Source organism: Acinetobacter sp., assembly GCF_036666595.1.
Classification (GTDB): Bacteria; Pseudomonadota; Gammaproteobacteria; order Pseudomonadales; family Moraxellaceae; genus Acinetobacter.
Genome location: NZ_JAVWVO010000097.1, coordinates 1 through 648, shown reverse-complemented (window position 1 = coordinate 648; position 648 = coordinate 1). Strand labels below are relative to the sequence as shown.

The 648-nt window shown below is 40.0% G+C and carries 1 protein-coding gene and 1 pseudogene; one reads left to right on the top strand and one right to left on the bottom strand.

Going from position 1 to position 648, the window contains the following annotated elements; translation table 11 throughout:
* Window positions 1-263, top strand: a pseudogene (locus RR876_RS16985) (phosphomannomutase CpsG); the annotation flags it as partial.
* Window positions 264-342: 79 nt separating this feature from the next.
* On the opposite strand, the gene RR876_RS16980 reads toward RR876_RS16985, so the two are convergent.
* Window positions 343-648, bottom strand: a 306-nt coding sequence (locus RR876_RS16980) for a GDP-mannose 4,6-dehydratase (protein WP_332637190.1), incomplete at its 5' end; no start/stop codon positions are given.

Genomic DNA, 648 nt, shown 5'->3' with positions numbered 1-648 from the left:
AATTCCCATGTTCAGGTGAAATCAACTTTAAAGTTGCTGATACTCAAACTACGATTCAAAAGATTTTTGATCACTATGATGAGCAAAAACCAGTGATTGATTACACAGATGGTGTGAGTCTAGATTTCGGTGAATGGCGTTTAAATGTCCGTGCTTCAAATACTGAACCACTATTGCGTTTAAACATTGAAAGCCGTCGCGATCAAAATCCAAAAAGCATCCAGGCATATGTGGATGAAGTGACCCAATTGATCGAAGGCTAAAAACCTCAATTAATCAAAAAGGAGCTTTTATTTAGCTCCTTTTTGATTTGATGAACGAGCTACAAAACTACTTAGGATATTAATCACGATAACCATTCGGGTTTTGTTTTTGCCAATTCCAACTATCTGCCAACATATCTTCTAAGCCATATTGCGGCTGCCAGCCCAATTCTGCTACAGCACGCGTATTATCGGCAAATGATGTTGCTACATCCCCTTCACGCCGTGCTACAAACTCAAAAGCAACTGCTACGCCAGTGACCTGTTCAAAGGTATTTTTGACTTGTAAAACCGATGAACCATTGCCTGTGCCAATATTCCATGCACGACAACCTTGAGCATTTAAACGATTATTCAACGCACATAAATGCGCACGGGCTAAATC